Raw genomic sequence first — 23,789 nt, 5'->3', positions numbered from 1 at the left:
CCGCACATGACGCAAGCACAGCGCCTGACGATCGAGACAACGAATGCGATCCTGGTCCGAAATCCCTTCGACGGCTCCCCGGTGGGAGAGGTGCCAACCAGCAGCGCAGGCGAGATCGTAGCCGCCGTTTCACGCGCCAAGGTAGCCCAATGGGATTTCAGGCGGTCAACGCCGGCCGTTCGCCGCGCCATGCTGAACGCGCTTGCGACGGAAATTGCCGCCGATGCCGAAAACCTCGCCCGGATCATTTCGTCCGAGATGGGCAAGACCATCCGCGAGGCGCGAAACGAGGTGCGCCGCGCGCAGAACACGTTGAGGCTCTCGGGGGATGCCGCAACCTTTCTCGACGGTGAGGCACTGCATTGCGCCATCGTCGAAGGCGGGGCCGACAGGCTGGCCACCATCACCTACGAACCAGTCGGTGTCGTGGGCGCGATAACGTCTTTCAACTACCCGCTCAACCTGCTCTGCCACAAGCTCGGTCCTGCCCTCGCTGCCGGCAATGCCGTGGTCGCCAAGCCCTCGCCCAAGGCGCCCCTCGCCGCCGCGCGGTTGCGCGAACTGGCGCTGAAGGCGGGCTGGCCGAAGGACCTGTTCCAGGTCGTGCACGGCGGAGCCGATGAGGCGCTGGCGCTTGTCCGCGCTCCGATCGACCTCCTGTCGTTCACCGGCGGCCCGTCCGCAGGCCTCGCACTCAAGAATGCGTCGGGCCTCGTGCGCTGCCTCATGGAGCTCGGTGGCAACGACCCGCTTTTCGTGCTGCCCGACGCCGATCTGGACAAGGCCGTCGCAACTACGATCGGACACCGTTTCGAGATTGCCGGCCAGAGCTGTGCCGCCGTCAAGAAGCTCTACCTGCACAAGGACATAGAAAAGACCTTCACCGATAAGCTGCTCGCCGCCGTCGATGCTGTCGAGTTCGGTGACCCCTCCGGGGACGACACCGACATGGGAACGGTCATCGACATGGCCGCGGCGAGAACGGTGGCCGATCGTGTCGAAGCTACGATCGCCAACGGTAACGGAAAGCTGCTGACCGGCGGCACCCATGACGGAACCGTCTATTCACCGACCGTGATCTCCGACGTCTCCGTGGATGCACCGGTCATTGCCGATGAGACCTTCGGCCCGATCATCGCGATCCGCTCCTTCTCGGATGCGCGCGAGGCAATCGCCGAGGTCAATGCCGGCTCCTATGGGCTGCAGGCGGGCGTCTTCACCAACAACCACGCGCTGATCAAGACCTTCTCCCGAGACCTGCAGGTCGGCGGCGTAATGATCAATGAAGGCCCTGACTTCCGGGCCGAGCATGTGCCGTTCGGCGGAATCAAGCGCTCGGGCCTCGGCCGCGAAGGTGTGCGCATCGCCCTGCGGGAGATGTCGGAGCCCAAGGTGGTCATCGACTGAGGAGGATGGAATGCGCGTCGGTATCCTTGGAGCATCGGGGCGGGTCGGCGCCCGTCTCGTCGAACAGATCCTAACAAATCCCGGGCTGGAGCTTGCGGCGGCGCTGGTTTCGCCGCAGTCCCGGCTCATCGGGAGCCCCGTCGCCGGCGGCAGCCTCGAGTATCGCCCGGCGGACGCGGCAATGAAGAGCCATTGCAACGTGATGATCGACTTCTCGACACCGGCTGCGAGCCTCGCATTCCAAGAAACCCTCGGGACGAAGACGATCCCGATGGTGATCGGAACGACCGGGTTTACCGGCGAGGAGGAGGAGCGCCTGACAGGCTTCAGCCGGCACCGGGCAATGCTGATCAGCGCCAATTTCGCGAACGGGTTCGAGGCATTCCGGCTGGCGGTCGTCGGCTTCTCTCAGCGCATGCCCGAAGCGGAAGCCGCGGTGAGCGAGACATATCATGCACGCAAGAAGGCTGAAGCGTCGGGAACCTCCCGGCTGCTGGCCTCGCAGCTGTTTCAGGCCCGCAGCGCTGCCATGGGCTTCGCCGCGCCGGAGCCGTCGATCACGGTCAACCGCGAGGGCGATACCGTGGGAATCAATGAAGTGCGCTTCGAGATGGGATCGGCCGAAGCGGTCTTCACCTATCGCGTCCATACGCTAGCGGCATACGCGGAAGGGGCGCTTGCAGCCGCACAGTGGCTGGCTTCCAAGCCGAGGGCGGCCGGCCGCTATCAGCTTGCGGACAGTCTGAACGGAAACGATTGAGAGGAACAGGAACATGACCATGGATGAATTGGCCAGCCGCTTCGGGGGCGTACTCACCGCCCTGATCACCCCCTTCAAGGATGGAGAAGTCGACACCGTCGCCTACGACGCACTCGTCGAACGCCAGCTCGAAGCCGGCGTCGCCGGACTTGTGCCGGTCGGCACGACCGGCGAGGCAGCGACCCTTGCCGACGACGAGGCCGATGCGCTGATTGCCCGCACCGTCCGGCTTGCCGGCGGCCGTGCATTGGTCATGGCAGGTGCCGGCGCCAACGACACGAAGAAGACGGTCGAGAAGGTCAAGCGGGCAGAAGCGGCGGGTGCGGATGCAGTCCTGATCGTCACGCCCTATTACAACAAGCCGACCCAGGCGGGCCTGATTGCCCATTACAGCATGGCCGCGGAGGTGACCTCACTGCCGGTCATGCTCTATTCGGTGCCGGGTCGCTGCGGGGTCGAGATCGCACCCGAGACCTGCGCGGTTCTGATGGAGAAGCATGCCAACATCATCGGCATCAAGGAAGCCGGCGGATCGGCGAGCAGGGTCACGCAGCTGCGCGCTGCCTGCGGCGACCAGTTCATCATTCACTCCGGTGATGATGGCCTGACGCTTCCCTTCCTGTCGCTCGGGGCGGTTGGCGTGACGAGCGTCGTGGCAAACGTCGCTCCGCGCGAAATGGTGCAACTGGTCGAGGCCTGGAAGCGTGGGGACACGGCACGGGCGCTCAAGCTGCACGAGCTGATTTCCGAGCTGACGGACAGCATGTTCATCGAATCCAATCCGGGACCGGTCAAGGCGGCACTGGCGCTCGCAAATCTGGCGGGGCCCGAGATGCGGCTGCCCATGGTGCCGGTGTCGGCGGACAACCGCGAGCGTCTTTCCGCGGTCCTTGGTCGGTTCACATCCGCCTCGGCCGCCTTCCAAGAAATGCGCTAAGCCGCGCCTGCAGCTTTGCATTGCCCGGTGCTGCCGAGCATAGGAGTATCGACCATGGCCGTCCGCGTCAGCGGACGTGCCGTCAAAGACAAGGGGAACGTGAATGAGGAACGGGACTGAGCCGAACGGCTGTCTGAGGGGGAGCCATCACCTTCCTGCCCGGATCAAGACCGTCAGGAGCTGCCGATGAACTACACCTGGGATTTCCACTCCGTCTGGCAGTACTGGGACCTGTTTCTCTGGGGACTGTGGATCACCGTCGTCTACACCTTCGGATCGATCCTTCTCGGCATCGTCATAGGTTTTGCCACCTGCGCGGCGCGGCTTTCCGGCTCCAGGCTGCTTGGCGGCATCGCCCGCGTCTACCAGGAGATCTTTCGCTGCACGCCGCTGCTCGTTCAGCTCCTGTGGTTTTATTATGCCTTCCCCCTCCTGATCGGCGGGTCGATCGACAACCGGGTCGCAGCAATGCTGACGCTGTCGCTCTATGTCGGCGCCTTCTATGCCGAAATCTTCCGCGGCGCGATCGTATCTATCGATCGGGGACAGCGGGAGGCCGCGGCAGCGATCGGCATGAGCTCGTGGCAGTCGATGAAGCGGATCATCCTTCCGCAGGCGATGAAGCGGGCGCTGCCGTCCTTCATCAACCAGTCGGTCATCCAGTTCAAGAACACGTCTCTGGTCTCGGTCATCTCGGTCGCCGACCTCGCCTATATGGCCGCGGTCGTGAACGGGCAGACCTACCGGCCGCTGGAGTCCTACACGCTGATGGCCGGACTCTACATTGCGATGCTGCTGCCGCTCACGCAGGCCGCAGACTGGGTAGAGCGTCGTCTGAGGGTCAGCGACTGATGGAGCGGATGGAACAGATGAGCGAGAATACGAAGGCAGATTCGGCCGTGATCGAGGCCGTGGGACTGCGCAAGAGCTACGGGACGCTCGAAGTGCTCAAGGGGCTGGACCTCAGCCTGGATCGCGGCGAAGTCGTCGCCCTGATTGGACCCTCCGGATCCGGCAAGTCGACGTTCATTCGCTGCCTCAACATGATGGAGGTTCCAACCGGCGGAACCATCCGCTTTCGCCAGAAGCCCGTGGGCAAGCAGTTCCGCGACAAGGGCGAGGAGATCGGGATCGGCACGCTGCGGCGCCATGTCGGCATGGTGTTCCAGCACTTCAACCTCTTCCCCCACAAGACGGTGCTGCAGAACGTCACCGAGGGACCGATCGTCGTGTGCAATCGGCCGAAGCGTGAGGCGGAGGAACTGGCGATGGACCTGCTTGCGCAGGTGGGGCTCGCGGAAAAACACGGCGCCTATCCAAATCACCTTTCGGGTGGCCAGAAGCAGCGCGTCGCCATCGCGCGGGCCCTTGCGATGCAGCCGGAAGTCCTGCTCCTCGACGAAGTGACGAGCGCTCTCGATCCGGAACTGGTGGGCGAAGTGCTCGCGGTCATCCGGAAACTGGCAGAGGAAGGAATGACGATGGCGATCGTGACGCACGAGATGGCATTCGCCGCCGATGTGGCGAGGCGCGTGCTGTTCCTGGACCAGGGAGTCATTGCCGAGACGGGCAGTGCCGAGGAGGTCATCCTCAATCCGCAGAACCCCAGGCTGCAGGGCTTCGTCGCCCGCTTCAAAGGGTAAGGTGGCATGGCGAAGCTGAACGTTTGCATCTTCGGCGCAGGTGAGATCGGTACAGCTCTCGCGTCAACACTCAGCAGGAACGATGGCTTTGCGGTAAAAGTCGTCGATCCGTCGGAAGATGCGCTGGACCGCATCCGCAAACGGAACCTTGACGTGAAGCTTCAGCTCGTCAGTGGAGCAGACGGCGCGTGCGCGGCGCTGAGCAATCAGGATATTGCCGTCGCAGCCGTTCCAGAAGCGGCTGTCAAGGATGTGGCCTTGGCAGCACTTGCTGCCGACGTTCACTACCTCGATTTCACGTGTCCGACGGACGCAGTCAGGGCGACCCTGGCGCGGCTGGCGGAGCAACGTGCTGTCTTCAGCGGCTGTGGCGTCTCGCCGGGCCTGGTGGGGAACATCGCCTGCAGCTTGCTTTCTGCCTTCTCACCGATCACCGACCTTACGATACGGGTCGGTGCCAATCCGATCGTGCCGACCAATCGACTGGGCTACGGCCAGATCTGGAACCTGGACGGCCTGATCAGCGAGTATACCAAGCCCAGTGCGGCGATACGGGACGGGCAGTTTACGTGGATCGAGTCGCTTGAGGGGCTGGAGCGACTCACGATCGACGGCGTGACCTACGAAGGTTTCACAACGGCCGGAGGTCTTGGCGACCTTTCCATCTTCGGCGAGAAGCTGCCCCGAAACGTGACGTTCAAGACGATACGCTATCCCGGTCATCTCGATTATATGCGGTTCCTGCTCGATGACCTCGGGCTCCGGCACCGTCGCGACATGCTCCGATCATTGCTGGCCAATGGTCTGCCGGTCATCGAAGACGATACGCTTCTTCTGGTCCTGACCGCGCGTGGTCTTCGCGGTCGACAACCGATCGAAAAGACGGTCCATCACCGATTTTCGGCGAGTTCCACCTTCGGTGCCTTCAACGCCCTGACATCGGTCGCCGTGGGCTACGCAGCCACCCTCATGTCGCTGCTTCTAAATGATCGCGTTCCGAGCACGGGCCTGATCGCACACCACCGCCTCGACACCAGCGCGCTCATCAGCAGCCCCTATCTCGGACCGCTCATGAGAACTTGAAGCCGCGTGCGTCGAGCGGAAGGGCCTCAGTCCAGTAGCTCGCGCAGCCGCTCAGCCAGTTCCCGAGCAGTATAGGGCTTCTTCAGCCAGCTTCCCGATGCTGCTAGCTCCCGCCCCGCGATCTCCGGCTCTGCATAGCCGGAGGTGAACAGGACCTTGATCTCCGGGCGTTCCCGGCGGACGATCTCGGCGAGTTCGTCCCCCGTCATCCCCCCCGGCATGACCACGTCGGTGAAGAGCAAGGCAATGTCGGCATGCTGTTTCAGGCGTTCGAGCGCAACGGCGCCGTTTTCCGCCTCGATGACTTCGTATCCCAGATCGATCAGACGCGACACTGCCACGCGCCGCACCCGCGCATCGTCCTCCACTGCCAATATCTTTTCCGAACCGCCAGGCAGGGCCCGCTTGAGCGCCACCTGCTCGCCCGGCGAGGCCATATCCGTCGCATACTGCACCGCTGGCAGGAAGACGCGGACACTGGTTCCCTGCCCTTCCTCGCTGTAGAGCTGGATGTGCCCACCGGACTGCTTGGCGAAGCCGTAGACCATGCTCAGACCTAGACCGGTGCCTGCTCCGACGCTCTTCGTGGTGAAGAAGGGCTCGAATGCCCGCTGCTTCACTTCCTGCGACATGCCGGCGCCATTGTCGGTCACGCTGACGAGAACATAATCCCCGGTACGGACATGCGGATACATCTGCGCATAGTCGACATCGAGCTTGACGCGCGAAATCTCGATCGACAGGCGCCCGCCCCGCGGCATCGCATCGCGGGCGTTCAGGGTGAGGTTGAGGATCGCATTCTGCAACTGGGACGCATCCACGAGCGCCTCGTTGCTGCCGCCGCTGATGATTGTCCGCAACTCGATCGTCTCGCCTACAGAGCGGCGAAGCAGATCAGAGAAGCCCGACACGAGCTGCCCGACGTCGACGATCTTCGGATTGAGGGGCTGCTTGCGCCCGAAGGCCAGCAACTGGCCGGTCAGCTTGGCGCCATCTTCCGCAGCTCCTTGCGCCTCACGCAGCATCGTCAGCAGCTTTTCATCGTTCAGCCGGCTTTCGATCATCTCGAGATTGCCGCTGATCACCGTCAGCAGGTTGTTGAAGTCGTGGGCAAGGCCCCCGGTGAGTTGCCCGATCGCTTCCATCTTCTGGGCCTGCCGCAACTCTTCCTCGATCTTGTGCCGGCTCGTCAGGTCTCGCACGAAGCCTGTAAAGATCCGCTTGCCGTTGACGCGGGTTTCTCCGACCGCCAACTCCATTGGAAAAAGAGTTCCGTCCTTGCGCTGCCCCGTCACCACCCGGCCATAACCGATGATCCTGCGCTCGCCGGTCGTGATGTAGCGATTGAGATAGCCATCATGCTTCTCGCGGTCGGGGGATGGCATCAGCATCTTGACGTTGCGGCCGCGAACCTCACCGGCCGAATAGCCGAAGAGACGCTCGGCCGCGGCGCTGAACGAAGTTATCGTGCCGTTCTCCTCGATGACGATCATGGAGTCGGGAACGGTATCGAGGATCGAGCGCAGATGCGCCTCTCTCTCAGCCAGGTTGATTTCGGTCGACTTCATGTTCGTCACGTCGTTGTTCGTCTGGATGATGATCGGCTCGGGCTCATCGGGAATGCGCAGCGCTACCCAGCGCGTTGCACTGACGACCGTATGACCCTCTTTGTGCTTGTGGAGGATTTCCCCTTCCCAGACACCCGCCGAAAGCACCTCGGCACAAATCTCTTCGCGCGGCTTCGGGAAGCGCGTCGAGAGCAGCTGGTGAATGACATTTCCGACCGCTTCCTGCCTCGTCCATCCATACAAGGCTTCGCATCCGGCGGACCATCCGAAGATGGTTCCCTCCAGGCGGTGGACGATAAGGTTGGCATGGTTCAACAGTCGAAGTGCGGCGTCGAGATCTTCCCGACTTGTCCATTGGGGTGAGACTGCCAAATCCATGTCCTAATCAAGCCTTGGAGCTAGTGGCGGATCCGCTCCGGCTGTGAGGTCGCGGGACGCCAATCATCTTCGTATTCATCGCCGTCTCCAGCCATCTGCGCAAGCTTCCCGCGCTTCAGTATCTTCACCGAATGGCGGCCGGCGGTTTCAATCACGCCCTTGCTGCTCAGCTTGGTCAATGTCCGGGAGACGGTTTCGATAGTTAGCCCAAGGTAATCGGCAATGTCGAGACGGGTCATCGGCAGCTGAACTGTCGTCTGACGAGCACCAGCGTCTAGGGTGCGCTGCAACTCCTTCAGCAGGAAGCTGCAGAGCCGCTCTTCGGCATTCTTGGTGGAAAGCAGCACCATCTGATCCTGCGCTGCCGCCATTTCGTCCGACATCTGGTGGAAGACGGCGGGCCCGAGATCGGGGGAAATCGCGATCTCGTTTTCGAAGCTCTTGCGGGAAAGGCGGCGGATGGTCACCGGCGTGATCGCCTCGGCCGTGTAGATATAGTGGCTCTTGAAGGACATGCCGAGGATGTCGCCGGCATGAAGGAAGCCGGTGATGACGCGGCGTCCGTCACCGAGAATGCGGAAGATCCGCAGCGAGCCTGTAACCACATGGAAGACGGACGTGGCAACGTCGCCCTCGAGGATCAGGGTCTGACCTGCCGAAAGGCTCTCGGAAGGAAGCTTGGAAAAAAGTGCCTGGAGGCTCGTAGGCTGGACGGCAACGACTCCGGAAATTGTTCTCAGGGAATTGCCTGCGCTTTCGATGAACATTGGCATCGCCTCCATTTGTTGATGATGCCAATAGATGCGATTAAAGTAACACGCTGATGCCCGGCGCGTGACAATCGGCGCTATCGTGTAATACTGTGTAACAACTCAATATCGGCGGCGCATGAATCCGGATGTGAACAGCCCTCCCCACCTCCTCGTGATCGACGACGATCCGCGTATCCGCAACCTCCTCACCCGGTATTTCGAGGAGGAGGAATACTCGGTGACCTGCGTCGCCGACGGCATCGAAATGCGCGTCGAGATGCGGCAGAAGACGTTCGACGCCATCCTGCTGGATCTCTCCCTTCCCGGTGGGCAGGACGGACTGGATCTCGCCCGCGAAATCCGAAGCCAGTCCGACGTTCCGATCGTCATGCTGACCGGTCGCGACGACGTCGTCGATCGCATCGTGGGCCTGGAGATCGGAGCGGATGATTACATTGCCAAGCCCTTCCACCTCCGTGAGGTGCATGCGAGATTGAAGTCGATCCTGCGGCGGCGGGCCACATCCACTCCCGCCAAGGTCAGCGCCGCGCCGGAAGAGGAAGTCTTCTCCTTTGATGGCTGGTCCCTCAATGTCAGCCGTCGAATGCTGTACGACCCGGAGGGCCGCGAGATCGGCCTGACGACCGGAGAGTTCGACATGCTGGTCTCGCTCGTGAAGAATTCCGGCCGGGTTCTCTCACGCGACCAGTTGATGGACATGACGCGCGGGCGGCCAATGGAAGCCTTCGATCGGGCGGTCGATGCGCAGATCGTGCGCCTTCGCCGGAAGATCGAGCGCGATCCCAAACGCCCGGAACTGGTGAAGTCGGTGCGCGGTATTGGTTACGTCTTCACTGGGCGGGTGTCGTAGGGCTCCGGCCACTGCCGATCTGTCCGAAGATCATAGAAAAGGCTAACGGGGGGATCGGTGGCTTCCGGCAATTCCAGCTGTTCCGGTGTCTCCGGCGCCGAGTTCCAGAACCGTATCGCCTCGCAACCCTCTTCCCAGGCGCATTTCTTGGCGAAGTCGAGGAGTTGACGGGAAATACCGTCGTGATCCAGAAGCGAGACGGTTGCGAAGATCGGCACGTCGAGGATTCGCGCCGCCTGCCCCTGGCTCGTCGGCTGGATTCGAACCAGACCTCGAATGTAGCCCCTACTATCCCTTGCCACAGCCCATTGACGTCGCAGTGAATCCGTCGCCAGCAGGCGTTTCCACGTCTCGAAGGATAGTGACGGCATGACGACCTGCATCACCGCAAAAGCGCGTGCAACATCGTCCGCATCCAGAAACCCGATCTCGCAATCTTTGGGCATTTATGCCGGCTCCACAGTCCTTTGTCTCTCGCAGCATTGCGCAGGTGACCGACCATGCGGCCCTCCCCAAAACTTGCATTGATGCGGGTCAAAGCACGGCATCGGCAATCGGTTCCAGAACCGTCGGGTTCCGACACCGGATCGCAGCGTCCTGAATTAATTTCGTCGCAATTGGTCGTTAGGGTCAGTTGGTGGAGGAAAAGCTATGGCAACCGATCTCACAGTGACAGAAGTTCTCTCCGACCCGCTGATCGGCCTCATGCTCGAAGCCGATGGTATGGACAAGGCGACGTTCGCAGATCTTCTCGACAGGGTGGCGCGGGAACAGCTGCATCAAAAGATGTCCAGCCTGCAGGAAAGACGCGCGGACATGTTCTACACGCGCCTCGCGGCATCTGAGGCCCAAGTCTCGTGCGGCGGGATCTGCTGAACGCTGTCAAGCCGGCTGCTGCTTGCGGTCAGGCTGTCAATTCCACGGGCGGCTTGGCTTGGTTCAAGAGCGCGAGCAACTGCGACGTCGGACCCGGCCGGCCAAAGTGATAGCCCTGCCCAAACTGGCAGCCCATCACCGACAGTAGCTGACGTTCGGTTTCTCCCTCGATACCTTCGCAAAGAACCTTTCTGCCCAGTTGCGCCGCAATGCCGGTCACAGCATGCACGATGGCCCTGGACGCGGCATCTTCCGTAAGCCTGCGTATGAACGACTGGTCGATCTTGATCAGGTCGAACGGGAAATCGGAAATATAGGACAGCGACGAATAGCCGGTCCCGAAATCGTCGAGAGCAATCGTCACTCCCAGCGCCTTCAGCCGCTTCATGTCTTCCAGAAGCTTTTTGGCATCGAGCGCGAATGTCGATTCCGTGATTTCGACATGAAGACGGCCCGGCGGGAGCCCGGTCACCTGCAAGGCATGCAAAACGTCTTCACGCACATCCGATCCGGCAAACTGGACCGCCGACACGTTGACCGCGACCGTCAGATCCGACGGCCAGTGGACGGCCTCCCTGCAGGCTTCTTCCAGCGCCCAGCGCCCAAGGTCGCAGATGAACCCGTTCGCTTCGGCAATCCCGATGAAATCCATCGGTGAGACCAGGCCCAGTTCCGCATGCTGCCAGCGGATGAGCGCTTCTGCCCCTACGATAGCGCCGGTCTTGAGATCCACCTGCGGCTGGTAGACGAGGAAGAACTCCCCCCTCTTGAGCGCCGGCCGCATGTCCTTTTCCAGTCGCCGTGTACGGGCTTCGGCTGCGGCCTCGACCGGCGTGTGGACAGCCCAGCCGGCGCCGCCGACCTTCTTTGCCTGATCGAGCGCAGCCTCGGCGGCGTCGATCCAGGAAGCTGGCCCTCCAGCGACGTCGCTTGCCAGGGCGGCGCCGACACGTACGGAGACATCGATCCTGGACGAACCGCAGTTGATGCCTTTGGAGAACACGCCGACGATCTTGTCGGCGTAGAAGGAAAGGGGATTGTCGGCCGACACGGCCAGCACAACGCAGAACACATCCCCACCAAGCCTGCCGACAAGACCGACATCGGGAACTTCCGAGATCTTCCTCGCTGCCGCCATCAGGCGACGGGAGACCGCTTGCAGAACCTGATCGCCGGTATATCTGCCGAGCGTGGCGTTTACCGTGCTGAACCGATGCAGATCGATCGCGAAGACCGCCAGCATCTTCTCTTCCTCGGCGCTTTCCCTGATGCGGTTGATCAGCTCACGGCGGTTCAAGGCACCGGTGAGATCGTCGAGTTGCGACAGACGACGGAGTTTCGCTTCGTAGACCTTTCTCGCGGTGATGTCTCTCATCGTGATGCAGGCCGCATAGGATCGGCCGTGGTCTTCATCGCTGCCACTGCCAGACTGCTCGAGCGAGGACAGCGTCAGGACTGCCTCGACGTGCTTCTTCTGGCCGTCGCAAACAAGGTCGAATTCTTCCTGAATGGCCGGCGCGTTGCGATTGCCTTCCGTGAAGGCTGCGATGCTCCGTCGAAGCGCCGCGACGAGTACGGCGGGAGCTCCTTCACAGAAATCGCTTCCACGTCTGGGCTCCCAGGAAGAACAGGAAAGCGAGCCTGCAGCGCGGCTGAGGTCGATGATCGTGCCCTGATCGTTGACGATGAAGACGGCATCGACGCTATCCTGAATGACACGCTTGAGTATCCGCCGAGAGTTCCGTTTCTCTGCGCTCGCCAATTCGGCAAGCAAGGTGGTGAGATCCAGCTTGGCGGCCAGCAGTGCCGTGAATCCGAGAGCCAGTATCAGGTGGATGGTCGCTGTTGGCAGGATGAACGACCATTGCTTCTGAAGGAAGTAGGCAGCCAGTTCGGAGGCCACCGAGATCACCACGGCAATCGCAGCCACGACCGGGATCGATGTCAGCCGTCGCCAGATTGTCGCGGCGATAACGAGCAGCACCGTTATCAAGTATATCGGCCAGCTTACGAGCGGCTGCGGGACACGATCCTGCAGCAGCGTCTCGGCTGCGAGAATGTGCAGCATTGGCCCGCTTAGTATACCGTAGATCGGGACAGGGAACTGATCCTTCAGTTCCGTCGAGTAGGCGCCCACGACGACCGAACGGCCGGCCAGCATGTCTGCGGGAACCTTGTTGCGCAACAGGTCCGCCACCGAGATTACCCGCACCGTATCAGGCCGTATAGAGAAATCGATTCCGATCTGTTCCGGTAGGCCCGCCTCCGGCAGTGCGGACAGCACCACCGCAACCGACGTGAAGTTTTCACCGTCCATCCCTCTGAACGTGTCAAACGCCCGGAATTGCCCCGCCTCCGTCAGCGACGCATCCGCGGCAGCCAGCCAAGCATTCTTCGCAAACTCTGGGATCGGTCTCGTTATTGTCGCCGAGGAGGGATCATCGACGTTCTGGCGCTGCAGAAAGACCGGCAGGATTACCCCGCCCCCGGCCCGAAGCAAGGCTGCGGACAGGGCCTGGTCTTCCGCCGGACGTGAGGGAGTGCTGAAATCGATATCGAGAAGGATGTCGCCAGCGCCTGCGGCAACCAGCCTGTCGATGATCTCGGCATGGATCGAGCGGGGCCATGGCCAGGTCCCGACGTGATCCAGACTCTCCTTGTCGATTGCCAGATAGACAAACCGGTTCGACGCAGTCCGCGGCGCGTTGGCGGCCCGGAAATCTATCAGTTGCGAATCGAGACGCTCCACTGTGCCAACGCCCGGCAGCCAGAGAGACAATAACAATAGCAGGCTGACCGAGATTACTCGCGTCAGCCTGCCTGGTTGCATTCCCTGCTTCAGCGGTGAGAGCCGGTCCAGCATGGTGGCGGACAATCCTTGTTACCGTGCCTCAGGCTTCAACGCCGCAGTCATCCGTTGCCGTTACCGTTGTTGCCGTTTCCATAGTTGCCGTTGCCGTTCCTATGGCCGTCGCCATTGTTGCCGTTCCCGTTTCCGCCACCGTTCCCGTTGTTGCCGTTCCCGTTCCCGCCACCGTTCCCGTTGTTGCCGTTGCCGTTTCCGCCACCGTTCCCGTTCCCGCCACCGTTCCCATGGCCGTTGCCATTGTTGCCGTTGCCATTGCCGACTGCAAACATCTTGCCGCTGTTTCCGCTGCCGGAACCACCAGAGCTTTCGAAGCCTCCGGAGGGTCCATCACCGTTGTCGCCACCCCGGCCATTGCCGCGCGATTGATCCGCACCGATGGGGGTAGGCGCACCGACGGCTGGTACGCTTGCTGCACTCGGCTGGGCCGCCGACACTGTAGGAGCGCCGGAGACACCCGCGACGCTCATCGACTGCGATTGGTCGACACGTGCGCTTTGGCCGGGACCAAGGTCGGTAGTCTGCCCGCCAGTGAACGACGACACCTGGACCAGGCCACGCTCGACGCTAACAGAGGCGTCCTTCTCCGTGACCGTGACATCGAAGCTCGTTCCCTTCACCACAGCGGCGAGGAACGGCGTATGGACGTAGGTGTGCGGGCTGCTGCGCTTTTCGATATCGAGCGCCAGCTTGCCGTGCTGCTGCACGACCTCCGTCTTGCGGTTGAAAAGGCTCTCCGTGGTGATGATGGCCGCCAGGGTCTGCGGTTGCACCGCGATGGTTTCAACACCCCGGGTCAGCACCGCCCGGCCTCGCGGGCCCGTGGAGATCCATGCCTTGTTGGGGATGTTCATCCCCGCCTTGACGGGCTGCCAGGTCTGTTTGTCGGTCGTGTACTGAACCTGCTGGTTCGCTTTCTCGACAAGCCATTCCTCGGCGAGTGCCGAGGTAACGCCGGTAAAGAAGATGGCCGCGAGGATGAGAAGGTTACGTATCAAGGTCGGCATGTGGAAGTCCCCCATTCGCCAACACCACAGCACCACCTAATTAAGAAATCCTTCAACTAGCAGCTACATTTGGAGACAAGCGGCGTATTTTCGCCATTTCCGAACGAATTCCACATCAAAAGGCGGCGGTAGCCAGACGCTGCCGCAGTTCCCGAAGATCACCGATCTTCCGCTCCATCAGGTGTCGTTCCCAGGCCAGTGCCGTCTGGACGATTACTTCCAGGTCATCGTGGCGAGGGGTCCAGTCGAGAAGACGTCGCGCCAGCGTGGCATTCGCGACCACGCTCGCCGCATCTCCAGGCCGCCGCGGCCCATATCTGACGTCGAAGCTCTCGCCGCTCACCCGCATGACCGTTTGCAGCACTTCGAGCACGGAATAGCCCCGGCCGTAGCCGCAGTTGGCGATAAGCGCTTCTCCGCCGCGACGCAGATAGCTCAACGCCCGCAGATGCGCCTCCACCAGATCGCTAACGTGGATGTAGTCGCGGATACCGGTCCCGTCGGGAGTCGGGTAGTCGGTGCCGAAGATATCGACGCCGGATCTCTGGGCGAGAGCCGCCTCGACGGCGATCTTGATCAGGTGGGTAGCGCCTACCGTCGAGAGTCCCGTCCGGCCCTGCGGATCGGCGCCAGCGACGTTGAAGTAGCGCAACGCCACGAAACGGAAGTCATGGGCTGAGGCAGCGTCGCGCAGCATGATTTCCGCCATCAGCTTCGACTGCCCGTAGGGGTTCTTGGGTTGGAGAGGGGCGCTTTCCAGAACCGGCGCGTCGTCCGGCTGGTCGCCATAGACGGCAGCGGTTGACGAGAACACGAAATGCTTGATCCCCGCAGCAATGGTCGCTTCGGCTAGAAGCCGGGTCTTGCTGGTGTTGTTGTCGTAGTACTCCAGAGGATGTGCGACCGATTGCGGGACAACAATTGAGCCGGCGAAATGCATGACGGCATCGATGCGGTTTTCGGCAAACACCTGCGCCAGCAGATCCATATTGCCGACATCGCCGAGGTAGAAGCGCGCGGCGGGAGGAACGGCCCAGCGGAAGCCGGTGGACAGGCGATCGAGAACCACGACCTCCTCCCCGGCATCCAGCAATGCCCACGCCATGTGACTGCCAATATAACCGGCACCACCGGTCACCAGAACGGCCATTTCGAGGCTCCCTGCCTTTGTTGTTGGCAGGAAGCGAAACACCGTCCGTCTTCAATATTGCTTACTTGGGGACCGCTGCGCCGGGTTTATCTCCACCCATGGCTAAGCCTGTGCTGATCGTTTTCCTCAAACTTTATCGATCGCCCCATACGGCATCAAAGTCCGAGGATGTAGTCCGCCAGCCGCTCGGCTGCCACGCGCACCTGCTTCGGGTCCCGCAGAAAACAGGCCCTGAGGAATTCCGCGCCGCCCGGCCCGAAGGCGGAGCCCGGGGCGAGCGCGACCTGGACCCGGTCGACAATGTCGAGGGCGGCTTGCCGGCTATCAGTGATGCCGTCAACCTTCAGAAAGGCATAGAGAGCGCCCTGCGGCTTCAACGTCTCCACCCTGTTCGTGGCAATTAGCGTATCGCACAGGATATCGCGCGATTCCCTCGCCCGGGCGAAATTCTCCCTGAAGAAGTCGTCCCCGTGGTCGAGAGCCGCCACGCAGCCACGCTGCAGGAATTGCGCGACGCCCGAGTTGGAATACTGGACGAGGTTCTCGATGACCTGGCCCATTTCCGGTGGAGCCACCAGCCAGCCCACACGCCAGCCGGTCATCGACCAGTTCTTGGAGAAGGAGTTGGCGAAGATCACGCGCTCGCCAGGCTCCATGACATCCAGGAAGGACGGTGCGCGTGTTCCTTCCCCGTAGTGGTAGAGTGCATAGATCTCGTCGGCAATGATCCAGATGCCGTGCCGGCGGGCAATGGCGAGGATTGCCGCCAGTTCCTCCCGGCTTGCCGTCCAGCCTGTCGGGTTGGACGGCGTATTCACGAAAATTGCCCGGGTCTTTGGCGATACCAGGGATTCAAGCTTCTGGAGATCAAGCGACCAGGCGCCGTTCGCGAAGTCCAGTGGAAGAGCAACGGCCTTCGCCCCGCCAAGCTCGGTGGCGGCTACGATGTTCGGCCAAGCGGGAGAAAGATAGACAAGCTCGTCGCCCGGAGAGGTAAGCGCCTGCGCCGCCAGCATGATGGCATGCATCCCCGACCCGGTGACGTAGAAATGGTCGCTGGAAAGCGAAACCGAGAAATGCCGGGCGTAGTAGCGCGACAGGGCCTCCCGCAGTTCCGGTATCCCCCGCTGCCAAGTGTAGAAGGTTTCGCCGGCGAGGAGGGCGTCACTTGCCGCCCTGTTGATGAAACCCGGCGAGGGCAGGTCGCCCTCCCCCGCCCAGAGCGGAATGAGCCCCTCCTGGCCCCGCGCATAGGTGATGACCTCGACAATACCGCTTTCCGGTGCGGCAAGTGCGCGGGGGCTGAGACTTTCCAAGACCGACATACGATCCCTCTCCGTTTGTCGGTCCCTCATAGCGCAGCCGGCCGCAGGAATCCCATGACAATCGGTGAGGCTGAGATCGATTTGTGTGATGATTATCAGCGGGCCTTGAGCAGGTCGCGGATCTCCGCCAGAAGCAGCACATCCGCCGGCGGCGGGGCTGGAGCCTCTTCCACCGGCTTCTTTTCCTCGGCAAGGCGGATGCGATTCACGACCCTGACCATCAGGAAGATGATCCAGGCAAGGATCAGGAAATTCAAGATGACCGTCACGAAGCTGCCATAGGCGAACACTGCCCCCTGCTCCCGTGCTGCCGCCAGCGTCGGAGCAGTCACGGCGGAGGAGAGGGGAATGAAGTAGTCGGAGAAGTCGATACCGCCGATGATTGCGCCGACAAGGGGCATGATGATGTCGTTGACGAGCGAATTGACGATCCCCGTGAAGGCACCGCCGATGATGATCCCGACGGCGAGATCGATGACATTCCCCTTGGCGATGAAAGAACGAAATTCGGAGACAACGGACATGACGACCCTTCCTGTACCAATCAGGGCCAGCCAAGGCACAGTACCCGGCGACGGCCCTCGTAGATGTGTCGGCGAGAGCCGAACAAGTAGGACTTTATGCCAAGACCCGCGCGATTTCCAAGCATCCTGTTTTCACCTATCCTGCTCGACTTGAGCAAGCGTCCCGAGCGGAGGAGACATGCTTCCAGCCTGGCTGATCTTCCTGTCGGCATTCGTCTATATCCTGCTGCTTTTCGCGGTCGCGAGCTATGGTGATCGCCGGAGCCGGTTGATCGGCGTGCCCGATCGCGGCCGTCCGGTGGTCTATGCGCTCAGCCTCGCGATCTACTGCACGTCCTGGACCTATTTCGGCGGCGTCGGGCTCGCCTCCCAGCGGGGTCTGGAATTCACCGGCATCTACATCGGCCCCATCCTCGCCTTCACGATTGGCATGCCGATCATCCGACGGATCGTCGAACTGGCGAAGGCGGAGAAGCTCACCTCCGTCGCCGACTTCATCGCCGCCCGCTACGGCAAGAACCCGGCGGTCGCCATGATCGTCGCTTTTATCTCGCTGATCGGAGCGATCCCCTATATCGCCCTGCAGCTGAAGGCCGTCTCCAGCTCCGTCGCCGCCATGGTGGACGCTTCTGTCTACGGGATCGGCAGCGGCAACCTCTACTTCATCGACCTCGCGCTGATCGTCACCATCCTGATGGCGTGTTTCGCGGTGGTGTTCGGGACCCGCCACACGGATGCCACGGAGCACCAGGACGGCCTGATCCTTGCGGTGGCGATGGAATCCGTCGTCAAGCTGCTGGCCTTCGCCACGGTCGGTATTGCCGTTGTATTCTTTCTCTTCGACGGGCCGGCGGATCTGTGGCAGCGCTCCACGGAGAACCTGCTTGTCGCCTCGGCCATGTCCTACGAGACGCCCGTCAGCCGCTGGATTCTGCTGATCGTGCTGTCGGCCTTCGCCATCATCATGCTGCCGCGGCAATTCCACGTCACGGTCGTCGAGAATCGCACCGAGCGGGAACTGAAGACAGCGGGCTACTTCCTGCCGCTCTACCTCGTGGCGATCAACCTCTTCGTGCTGCCGATCGCGATCGCTGGCGTCATCCAGTTCGGGGGCACCGGCAATGCCGACCTCTACGTGCTGCTCCTGCCGCTCGCGAATGAAATGCCGGTCGTCTCGCTGATCGCCTTCATCGGTGGCTTCTCGGCCGCGACGGCGATGGTCATCGTCGCGTCCGTCGCCCTGTCGATCATGGTGTCGAACGACATCGTCATGCCGGTCCTTCTCCGCCGCAAGCTCATGCGGCGTTCCGTGCATCGGGCCGATTTCACCAAGACGCTGCTGCGGGTCCGGCGGACCTCGATCATCGTCGTCCTCATGCTCGGCTATGCCTATTATCGCGGCGCCGACAGCGAATCGGGGCTGGCCTCCATCGGCCTTCTCGCCTTCGCCGCGATCGCGCAGATGGCCCCTAGCCTGTTTGGGGGGCTTATTTGGCGGCGGGCGAACGCCCGCGGCGCCATCCTCGGAATGACCCTGGGCTTCCTCGTCTGGGCCTACCTGCTCTTCGTGCCAAGCCTCGGCGGTCCGAACAATTCCCATGTGGCAACAGCCATCCTCGATTTCCTGCTGCCAGGTACGGGGCTCTTCTCCGGCGCCGAGACCGATGCCCTGGTCACGGTGACGCTGTTCAGCCTGATCATCAACACGGCCGCCTTCGTGCTCGGCTCGCTGTCGCGCAATCCAAGCCCCGTTGAACGCATCCAGTCCGGCATCTTCGTGCGCAGGCATCGCCGAACCCAGTTCGCGACCCGGGGCTGGAAGACGCGTGTCAGTGTCGGCGACCTGAAGACCACGATCGCCCGCTATCTCGGCGAGGAGCGGATGGAGCGCTCCTTCGCCAACTATGCGAATGCAGGCGGACGTCGGCTTGAAGACAACCAACCTGCGGACATGGCGCTGATCCACTTCTCCGAACAATTGCTCGGAAGCGCGATCGGCTCATCATCGGCGCGACTGGTCCTTTCCCTCATCCTGCAGAAGGCTGAGGACACCAATTCGGACACCGCCTGGCTACTGGATCAGGCAAGCGAGGCGCTCCAATACAATCAGGACATGCTGCAGACCGCGCTTTCGCAGATGGACGAGGGCATAGCGGTTTTCGACAGCTCCTATTGCCTGACCATCTGGAACCGCCGCTTCAGGAACCTCCTCGACCTGCCGGAGCAGGCCGGTCAGGTCGGCTATCCGCTCACCGACATCATCGCCTACCTGTCCAATCGGGGCGATATCCAGCCCGAGAACCGGGCGGAGGTGATCCGCCAGTTCCAGACCCTCGATGCTCCCTTTTCGCTCGTGGTGGCGGGCGGCACACGCATCATCGAAGTGCGCTCCAATGCCATGCCCGACAAGGGCATCGTCGCGACACTGACAGACATTACCGAGCGGGTCGCCGCTGACCGCGCCCTCAAGCTCGCCAACGAGACGCTGGAGCAGCGGGTCGAGGAGCGGACCGCGGAACTCACGAGGGTGAACCGGGAGCTGGCGGAAGCGCGTGCCGCGGCCGAGGAGGCCAATATCGGCAAGACGCGCTTCTTCGCAGCGGCGGGCCACGACATCCTTCAGCCGTTGAACGCCGCGCGCCTCTACTCCTCGGCGCTCGTCGAGCGGCTGGGCAAGTCGGAGAACAGCGCCCTCGTACGCAATATCGATTCGGCGCTGGAATCGGTCGAGGCAATCCTGGGAGCTGTTCTCGACATCTCCCGTCTCGATACCGGTGCCATGAAGCCCCGCGTCGCATCCGTGGCCCTCGACGAGCTCCTGAGGCGCATCGAAACCGATTTCGCGCCCATGGCCCGGGAGAAGAACCTGCGCTTCGTCGTCGTTCCGAGCTCGATCCGTGTCCGCTCGGACCCAAACCTGTTGCGGCGCCTGGTCCAGAACCTCGTTTCGAACGCCATCAAGTACACGATTGACGGGAAGATCCTGGTCGGTGCGCGCCGGCGCGGGAACGAGGTGGTGATCGAGGTGCTCGATTCAGGCATCGGCATTCCATCCGCCAAGTTCCGGACCGTCTTCAAGGAGTTCGCCCGGCTGGACGAGGGAGCACGGACAGCATCGGGCCTCGGTCTCGGTCTTTCGATCGTCGATCGCATCTCGCGGGTCCTGAACCATCCGGTCGAACTTTCCTCCGTACCCGGCAAGGGAACCGTCTTCCGCGTCAGCATGCCGCGTGACGTCACCGTATCCCAATCCGTACGCGGTAGCGAACGACCGGAGCGGCGCCGGCGGACGCAGCCACTGACAGGGCTCCGGGTGCTGTGCATCGATAACGACCCGAAGATCCTCGAGGGCATGGCGCTGCTGATTTCCGGCTGGGGATGCACGGTCGGCCAGGCCGCCTCACTCGCAGACGTCGAGGGTCTGATAGCAGGCCGCGAGCCAGCCCCCGAGCTCATTGTCGCAGATTTTCATCTTGGTGACGGAAACGGCGTCGAGGCGATTATCCGTCTTAGGCAGGCTTACAAAGCCGATATTCCGGCATTGCTCGTGACGGCCGATCGTTCCCTCGAGGTGCGGGCGGAGGCGGAACGTCACGATATCGCGCTGCAACACAAGCCGGTGCGTCCGGCGGCGCTACGGGCCTACCTGACGCAGGTGGCCGGCATCAAGCGGATCGCCGCGGAATAGCACCGCTGTTCATCCGGCAGTCATCCACCCTCTCCTAGGAAGACAAGCGTCTCGACTCGGCCGCGCGGAACTGACTGCGTGATTGCTGCGTTTGGGCCGCAGAAGATCCTGGCCCGAAGAGGCCATACCGACCGGGCGACCCAAGCGCATCGGGCCGGCAGAACGGAGACCGCGACCGATGAAACGGTTCGATATTATTGATGGTATGCGAGGCTATTTCCTCGTCTTCATGCTGATCAACCACCTGATCTTCGCCGGCGGTTACTGGCTCGTGAAGGTGAACCACAACCAGTTGGCCTTTGTCGAGGATGCACAGGGCTTCGTTTTCCTCTCCGGCCTTCTCATCGGCATGGTCTACGCCCGCAAGATGATGAAGAACGGTTATGCCGCAGGTCGCCAGGCGATCTATTCGCGCGCCTTCGAACTCTATCGCTACGCCATGGGGATCGTGATCGCCGTGCTCGCCGCGCAGATGATCCTGCCGGAAGCCTACACGGTCTGGTACAACTGGCTTGGCTACACGACCTTCGACGATCCGCTTCGTCTTGCAGCGATTGCCACCTTCCTGTTCCAGCCGACATTCATGGACATCCTGCCGCAGTACATCGTCTACATGTTCTTTGCGCCGATGCTCGTGAAGCTCGTGCTTGAAGACAAGTGGCACTATGTGCTTGCTGCCTCCCTCGTCATGTGGATGGCCGCGCAGCTCGGCCTCCAGCGTATCGTCACGGAGCCGGTACATCAGCTGGTGATGGGCCCGGATGACCAGGGTATTCGCGCAAGCTTCAACATGCTCGGGTGGCAGATCGTCTTCTATTCAGGCCTGGTTCTGGGCGCCATGACGTCGGCCGGGAAGATCGACTGGAGCCGGATCCTGACGCCAGAGAACACGTTCATTCCGAAGATGGCGCTGATCGTCGTCCTGTTCTTCCTGCCGCTAAGGATCATGACCGCCAACGGCCTGATGCCGGACTTCATGATTGGCAAGTTTGCCGCCATGGAAGTACGCGCCGATTTCGGGCCGGTCTACCTCCTGAACTTCATCGCCGTCGCGGCGCTCGTCACGTGGTTGCTTGTCGCTGGCGCGAGGCATCCCTCAGCCTTCGTCCAGAAGGCAGCCGGCGTGCTGACCTGGGTCTTCTCGCTGAAGTTCCTGCAGCTGATCGGTCGCCATTCGCTCTACGTCTACGTATGGCACGTCGCAATCGTCTACGCGGTCTACTACTTCGACGGCCGTTCGCCGGCACTCAGCCAGTTGACCAAGACTGCGATCGCCTTCGTGGGTATCGCACTTCTGGCTCTACCGGCGGTCTGGCGTGAACGCGAGAAGTTTTTCGGCAGCGCCGCAGCACCAGTCATGAAACCGCAGACGAAGTCGGTTCGATAGAATAACGTTGGGGTGGTGACCGTCAGGTCACTGCCCCGATCTGCCAGGGCACGAATTCGTTGTCGCCGTAGTCGTAGATCTCGCTCAGGGTCTTCTTGCCCGATGCAACCGCGATGATGTCCTCGAATATCCGCTGCCCCGACTGCTCGATCGTTTCCTCGCCGGTGACGATGCCGCCGCAGTTGATGTCCATGTCCTCCTTCATGTGCTCGTACATTTCGGAGTTGGTGGCGATCTTGATGCAGGGCGACGGCTTGAACCCGGAGACGGAGCCGCGGCCAGTGGTGAAACAGATGACATTGCATCCGCCGGCCACCTGTCCCGTAACCGCCACGGGATCATATCCGGGCGTGTCCATGAAGACGAAGCCCGGTTCCGTGACCGTCTCGGCAAACTCGTAGACGGCCTTCAGCGGCATGGACCCACCCTTGGCGACGGCGCCCAGCGATTTTTCGAGGATAGTCGTCAACCCTCCAAGCTTGTTGCCGTGCGAGGGGTTGTTGTTCAGCTCGTCGCCGTTGCGGGCGGTATAGTCCCGCCACCAGTCGATCCGTTGCAGGAGTTTTTCCGCCACTTCCGGCCTCACGGCACGCCGCGTCAGCAGATGCTCCGCACCGTAGATCTCCGGCGTTTCCGAAAGCACCGTGGTGCCGCCGTTGCGAACGATGAGATCGGAGGCGTGACCGAGCGCCGGGTTTGCGGAGATGCCGGAATAGCCGTCAGAGCCGCCGCATTCCAGGGCAACCTTCAGCTTCGACAACGGCTGTGGCGTCCGCACTGCCGCGTTCACCCCCGGCAGCATCTCCTTGATGATCTCGATCGCAGCATCGATGGTCTTTTTCGTGCCACCGTGCTGCTGGATCGTCATCGTTCGCAGCCGGTCGCCCTCTTCCATCTTGTAGTGCTCGAGGATCGGGCCGATCTGGTTCGTTTCGCAGCCGAGGCCAATCATCAGGATGCCGCCGAAATTGGGGTGCTTGGCATAACCCTGGATCGTGCGAATGAGGACGCGGTAGCCTTCGGACTTGTTGTTGAGAGCACAGCCACCGCCATGGGTCAGCGCCACGACGCCATCGACGTTGTCGAACCCGTCGAGCCCGCCCATGCGGTTGAAGTAGTCGGCGATGTAGCGGGAGACGGTGGCGGAACAGTTCACCGAGGAGATGATGCCAATGTAGTTGCGGGTGCCGGCACCGCCGATGCCGCGGTCATAACCCATGAAGGTCCGCCGCTCGTTCTCCGGCAGCATGCCCTTCTCCTCGACATCGATGCTGAACTGGTGCTCGTGCTCGGAGGGCAGCATGGCGAGGTTGTGCAGATGGACGTGGCTGCCCGGCTCGATATCCTGCGTCGCGACGCCGATGACCTGACCATACTTCTTGACCTCGGCGCCCTTGGGAATAGGGCGGATCGCCACCTTGTGGCCGCGACCGATCAGTTCACGGGCAACGAGATCGCCATGGCCGATCGGATTTCCCGCCTGGACCGAACGGCGGACCACACCGACATCGTCGGCCGGATTGAGAATGATGATAGGCGTTACAATGGCATCCATGGCTGCTTCCTC

The 23,789-nt window shown here is 61.9% G+C and carries 19 protein-coding genes; 10 read left to right on the top strand and 9 right to left on the bottom strand.

Going from position 1 to position 23,789, the window contains the following annotated elements:
• Nucleotides 1-6 precede the first annotated feature (6 nt).
• The 6 genes from NT26_RS00775 to NT26_RS00750 all read left to right on the top strand — a co-directional run bounded on the left by NT26_RS00775 (nt 7) and on the right by NT26_RS00750 (nt 5,830).
• Nucleotides 7-1,407 carry an aldehyde dehydrogenase family protein gene (locus NT26_RS00775; RefSeq protein ID WP_052641644.1) on the top strand — a complete coding sequence of 467 codons (1,401 nt, stop codon included), beginning with the start codon at nt 7-9 and terminating at the stop codon, nt 1,405-1,407.
• Nucleotides 1,408-1,417: 10 nt separating this feature from the next.
• Nucleotides 1,418-2,167, top strand: a complete 750-nt coding sequence (locus tag NT26_RS00770) for a dihydrodipicolinate reductase C-terminal domain-containing protein (protein WP_052636855.1) — start codon at nt 1,418-1,420, stop codon at nt 2,165-2,167.
• Between the two features lie 13 nt (nt 2,168-2,180).
• Nucleotides 2,181-3,104 (top strand): 4-hydroxy-tetrahydrodipicolinate synthase, encoded by a 924-nt coding sequence (gene dapA, locus NT26_RS00765; RefSeq protein WP_244467653.1) that lies wholly within the window; start codon nt 2,181-2,183, stop codon nt 3,102-3,104.
• Between the two features lie 186 nt (nt 3,105-3,290).
• Nucleotides 3,291-3,956: an amino acid ABC transporter permease gene (locus NT26_RS00760; RefSeq protein ID WP_052636853.1), complete on the top strand. Its 666-nt coding sequence runs from the start codon at nt 3,291-3,293 to the stop codon at nt 3,954-3,956.
• A gap of 17 nt (nt 3,957-3,973) precedes the next feature.
• A complete protein-coding gene (locus NT26_RS00755) occupies nt 3,974-4,747 on the top strand; it encodes an amino acid ABC transporter ATP-binding protein (RefSeq protein WP_052641638.1) in 774 nt (257 codons plus the stop codon).
• A 6-nt stretch (nt 4,748-4,753) separates the two neighbouring features.
• Entirely contained in the window at nt 4,754-5,830 is a 1,077-nt protein-coding gene (locus NT26_RS00750) for a saccharopine dehydrogenase family protein (protein WP_052636852.1), read from the top strand.
• A gap of 26 nt (nt 5,831-5,856) precedes the next feature.
• Here the strand turns inward: NT26_RS00750 and NT26_RS00745 are convergent, their stop codons facing one another.
• Both NT26_RS00745 and NT26_RS00740 read right to left on the bottom strand, forming a co-directional pair.
• Nucleotides 5,857-7,776 (bottom strand): hybrid sensor histidine kinase/response regulator, encoded by a 1,920-nt coding sequence (locus NT26_RS00745; RefSeq protein ID WP_052636850.1) that lies wholly within the window; start codon nt 7,774-7,776, stop codon nt 5,857-5,859.
• A 20-nt stretch (nt 7,777-7,796) separates the two neighbouring features.
• Nucleotides 7,797-8,543: a Crp/Fnr family transcriptional regulator gene (locus NT26_RS00740; protein WP_052636847.1), complete on the bottom strand. Its 747-nt coding sequence runs from the start codon at nt 8,541-8,543 to the stop codon at nt 7,797-7,799.
• Nucleotides 8,544-8,664: 121 nt separating this feature from the next.
• Here NT26_RS00740 and NT26_RS00735 point away from each other — a divergent pair, with 121 nt between their 5' ends.
• Nucleotides 8,665-9,399: a response regulator gene (locus NT26_RS00735; protein WP_052636845.1), complete on the top strand. Its 735-nt coding sequence runs from the start codon at nt 8,665-8,667 to the stop codon at nt 9,397-9,399.
• On the opposite strand, the gene NT26_RS00730 is transcribed toward NT26_RS00735, so the two are convergent.
• Nucleotides 9,372-9,845 carry a hypothetical protein gene (locus tag NT26_RS00730; RefSeq protein WP_052636843.1) on the bottom strand — a complete coding sequence of 158 codons (474 nt, stop codon included), beginning with the start codon at nt 9,843-9,845 and terminating at the stop codon, nt 9,372-9,374. The genes NT26_RS00735 and NT26_RS00730 overlap by 28 nt on opposite strands.
• A 205-nt stretch (nt 9,846-10,050) precedes the next feature.
• Between NT26_RS00730 and NT26_RS00725 the strand changes: the two genes are divergently transcribed.
• A complete protein-coding gene (locus tag NT26_RS00725; RefSeq protein ID WP_052636841.1) occupies nt 10,051-10,275 on the top strand; it encodes a hypothetical protein in 225 nt (74 codons plus the stop codon).
• Nucleotides 10,276-10,303: 28 nt separating this feature from the next.
• Here the strand turns inward: NT26_RS00725 and NT26_RS00720 are convergent, their stop codons facing one another.
• The 5 genes from NT26_RS00720 to mscL form a co-directional block, all read right to left on the bottom strand.
• Entirely contained in the window at nt 10,304-13,138 is a 2,835-nt protein-coding gene (locus tag NT26_RS00720) for an EAL domain-containing protein (protein WP_052636839.1), read from the bottom strand.
• A gap of 47 nt (nt 13,139-13,185) precedes the next feature.
• Nucleotides 13,186-14,148 carry a FecR domain-containing protein gene (locus NT26_RS00715; protein WP_052641635.1) on the bottom strand — a complete coding sequence of 321 codons (963 nt, stop codon included), beginning with the start codon at nt 14,146-14,148 and terminating at the stop codon, nt 13,186-13,188.
• Between the two features lie 115 nt (nt 14,149-14,263).
• Nucleotides 14,264-15,298, bottom strand: a complete 1,035-nt coding sequence (gene galE, locus NT26_RS00710) for a UDP-glucose 4-epimerase GalE (protein WP_052636837.1) — start codon at nt 15,296-15,298, stop codon at nt 14,264-14,266.
• Between the two features lie 155 nt (nt 15,299-15,453).
• A complete protein-coding gene (locus NT26_RS00705) occupies nt 15,454-16,623 on the bottom strand; it encodes a pyridoxal phosphate-dependent aminotransferase (protein ID WP_052636835.1) in 1,170 nt (389 codons plus the stop codon).
• Between the two features lie 95 nt (nt 16,624-16,718).
• The gene (mscL, locus tag NT26_RS00700) at nt 16,719-17,147 is read right to left on the bottom strand and encodes a large conductance mechanosensitive channel protein MscL (protein WP_052636833.1); all 429 of its coding nucleotides are present in this window, start codon (nt 17,145-17,147) and stop codon (nt 16,719-16,721) included.
• Nucleotides 17,148-17,325: 178 nt separating this feature from the next.
• On the opposite strand from mscL, the gene NT26_RS00695 reads away from it, so the two are divergent.
• Nucleotides 17,326-20,835: a PAS domain-containing hybrid sensor histidine kinase/response regulator gene (locus NT26_RS00695; protein ID WP_052636831.1), complete on the top strand. Its 3,510-nt coding sequence runs from the start codon at nt 17,326-17,328 to the stop codon at nt 20,833-20,835.
• A gap of 178 nt (nt 20,836-21,013) precedes the next feature.
• Nucleotides 21,014-22,222, top strand: coding sequence for an OpgC family protein (locus NT26_RS00690; protein ID WP_052636829.1), 1,209 nt, complete (start codon nt 21,014-21,016; stop codon nt 22,220-22,222).
• Nucleotides 22,223-22,244: 22 nt separating this feature from the next.
• On the opposite strand, the gene NT26_RS00685 is transcribed toward NT26_RS00690, so the two are convergent.
• Entirely contained in the window at nt 22,245-23,777 is a 1,533-nt protein-coding gene (locus NT26_RS00685; protein ID WP_052636827.1) for a UxaA family hydrolase, read from the bottom strand.
• Between the last annotated feature and the right edge of the window lie 12 nt (nt 23,778-23,789).

The sequence above is a fragment of the Pseudorhizobium banfieldiae genome (assembly GCF_000967425.1).
Classification (GTDB): Bacteria; Pseudomonadota; Alphaproteobacteria; order Rhizobiales; family Rhizobiaceae; genus Neorhizobium; species Neorhizobium banfieldiae.
Note: the sequence above shows the minus strand (reverse complement) of the source record. Positions and strands in the feature narration are given on the sequence as shown.